This window comes from Actinosynnema sp., from assembly GCF_052038725.1.
Genome location: NZ_JBQGCX010000722.1, coordinates 1 through 2,640, shown reverse-complemented (window position 1 = coordinate 2,640; position 2,640 = coordinate 1). Strand labels below are relative to the sequence as shown.

Here is a 2,640-nt window from a genome sequence, read left to right as displayed (position 1 = left end):
GCTGGCCGCGCTGGAGCTGCTCGGCGTCGTGGTGGTCAAGCCCGGCTCCGGAACGTACCTGCGCGGCGACGCCTCCGAGCTGCTGCCCAAGACGCTGAGCTGGGGGTTGATGCTCGGCGAGCCGCAGACCCAGGAGCTGATCGAGGTCCGCCACGGCCTGGAGACCTACGCGGTGCGGCTGGCCGCGAGCCGGGTCGGCGACGAGGAGCTGGAGCGGCTGAGCGGGTACGTCGACACCATGCGCGCCTCGGTCGACGACCTGGAGCGGTTCGTCGAGGCCGACATGATGTTCCACATGGACATCGGCCACATCGCGGGCAACGAGGTCCTGCACCACCTGCTGCAGAGCATCCGCTCGCTGATCCGGGTGTGGGTCGAGCGCGGCCTGCGCGACCGGCCGCACGCGGAGCTGTCGATCCAGGAGCACAGCCGGGTGCTGGAGGCGCTGAGGGCGCGGGACCCGCAGGCCGCCGCCGAGGCGATGGCCGCGCACATGACGACGGCGGGCCTGCGGCTGAGCAGCTCGCTGCCGTCCGGGGGCGCGCGGGCGGGCGACGCCTGACCCCACCTGTCCGGGCGGCGCCGCCGGACCCCCACCTTGATCCACTGTGGACTATCCACACGAAACCGCTCACACGTTCAGGTGTCCCCTGATAGAACGAAAGCAGGCCAACGGGACCTGCGAGGCGTAGCGCAGGGGGGAAGCCCGCTCACGCCTGAGCACATCCTCGTGGAGCGACATGTCCGGTGGGGGTTACCGCAGCGTGCCCGACGAGCTTCGGGGCACGGCCAGGAGCATCGGCGGCGCGGTGGACGGCGTCGTCGGCCCGCACTGGCGCCCGCCGTCGGGTGATTACGGGCACGCGGGCGTGCAGGCCGGCTGGGCCGACTTCATCGAGCGGGCCGTCCTGCGGGTGACGGAGCTGCGGGAGCGCGCCGAGGAGCACGGCCGGGAGCTGGAGGCGACGGCGGGCGCGTACGTCGAGCAGGAGCACCGGGTGTCGGCGCGGATGCGGGCGGTCGACGGGCAGGGCCCGGTCGGCGGGATCGCGGGCGGCGCGGTCAGCCCTGGCGGCGCGGGCGGGTCGGGCGTGACCGGCGGGATCAGCGGCGGCGCGGGTGTCACGGGTGGTGTCGCGGGCGGCGCGGGTGGTGACGTCGCGGGTGGGACCGTCGGCGCGGTCGGTTCGGGCGCGGTCGGTTCGGGCGCGGTCGGCGCGTCCACCGCCGCCGAGGGCCGGATCGGGCGCAGGTTGGGCGGTGGTCGGCGGTGAGCGCGCTCGGGCAGACCAGCGACCCCCGCGACCTGGTCCCCGGCCTCCCGGAGGCGATCGGCGCCGACCTGCGGCTGCTGGTCCAGGGCGTGCGGGCGGTGTCCGGCGCAGGCGCGGACCTCGGGTCGGTCGACGTGGCCGGGTGGACGGGCGAGGCCGCCGAGGCGTTCCGGGGCGCGTTCGGCGAGGAGCCGCCGCTGTGGCTCGCGGCCGTCGAGGAGCTCGGCGAGGGCGGTGAGGCGCTGGCCGACTACGCCGCGAAGCTGGTGTGGGCGCAGGCCGAGGCGCAGCGCGCGATCGAGCTGCACGCCGCCGCGAAAGCGCTCTCCCGCCTGGCCCGGTCGCACTTCCTGGCGCAGGTCGCGAGCGGCCTGGTCGGCACGTTCGCCGACCCGGCGGCCGGGGTGTTCCAGGAGGCCGAGCGCATCCTGCGGGCCGCGCGGGACGAGCTGGCCGAGGCCGGTGGGCGGGCCGCCGAGGAGCTCGGCCTGCCCGAGGGCCCGGACGGCAGGCACGGCAAGTCCGGCGGGACGAGGTTCGGCGACGGGATGGACCCGGCCTGGAAGAAGAAGCCGGCCGAGTTCGGCCACGGCGCCTCGCCCGGCCTGGACGAGGACTTCGCCGAGGGCGCCACCGCCCTGCTCGACCTGCTGGGCGTCGACGTGCCCACCGGCGAGTGGTCCGGTGAGGCCGAGGCCAGGGTCTGGGGCGTCGACGGCGAGGGGTCGTTCGACGACGGCCTCCTCTCCGGTGACGGGCGGTACGGCGTCGACGTGCTGGGCGCGGGCGCGCGGGCCGACGCCAAGTGGGGCGCGAGCGGCATCACCGCGACCGCGAGCGCCGAGGCGTACCTGGCGAAGCTGGAGGCGTCCGGCCAGGTCAGGATGGGTGAGCACGCCTCGGCGTCGGGCAGCGCCACCGGCTACGTCGGCGCGACGGGCTCGGGCCGGTTCACGCTCAACGCCTCGGGCGCGCGGGCCGAGGTGGACGCGTTCGCGGGCGCGCGGGCCAAGGCCGAGGGCAGCGTGGAGGCCGCGGGCATCGGGGTCGGCGGCACGGCCGAGGCGTGGGCGGGCGCGGGGCTGACGGCGGACGCCCAGCTCGGCCTGGGACCGGACGGCAAGTTCCACGTCGGCGGCTCGTTCGGCGCCGGGCTCGGCCTCGGCGGCAAGCTGGGGTTCGAGTTCACCGTCGACCCGAGGGCCGTGGTGTCGACCGCGGCCGACGCGGCGGGCGCGATCGGTGACGGGCTGAGCGCGGTCGGTGGCGCCGTGGACAATGCCGGGAAGCAGGTGACGAGGTTCTTCGGCGATCTGTTCTAGCGGCGCCCGCCGACGATCAAGTCCGCAGTGGACCGCGGGTCCAC

The 2,640-nt window shown here is 75.9% G+C and carries 3 protein-coding genes; all 3 read left to right on the top strand.

The features are described 5' to 3' along the window. A partial coding sequence (locus ACTUAL_RS15010) for a FadR/GntR family transcriptional regulator (RefSeq protein ID WP_440900680.1) occupies positions 1 to 562 on the top strand: 562 nt, incomplete at its 5' end. A 178-nt stretch (positions 563 to 740) separates the two neighbouring features. Then, on the top strand, positions 741 to 1,274 hold the full coding sequence (locus ACTUAL_RS15005; RefSeq protein ID WP_440900679.1) for a hypothetical protein: 534 nt from the start codon (positions 741 to 743) through the stop codon (positions 1,272 to 1,274). Beyond that, the gene (locus ACTUAL_RS15000) at positions 1,271 to 2,596 is read left to right on the top strand and encodes a putative T7SS-secreted protein (RefSeq protein ID WP_440900678.1); all 1,326 of its coding nucleotides are present in this window, start codon (positions 1,271 to 1,273) and stop codon (positions 2,594 to 2,596) included. Before ACTUAL_RS15005 ends, ACTUAL_RS15000 begins: the two co-directional genes overlap by 4 nt. The last annotated feature ends 44 nt before the right edge of the window (positions 2,597 to 2,640 follow it).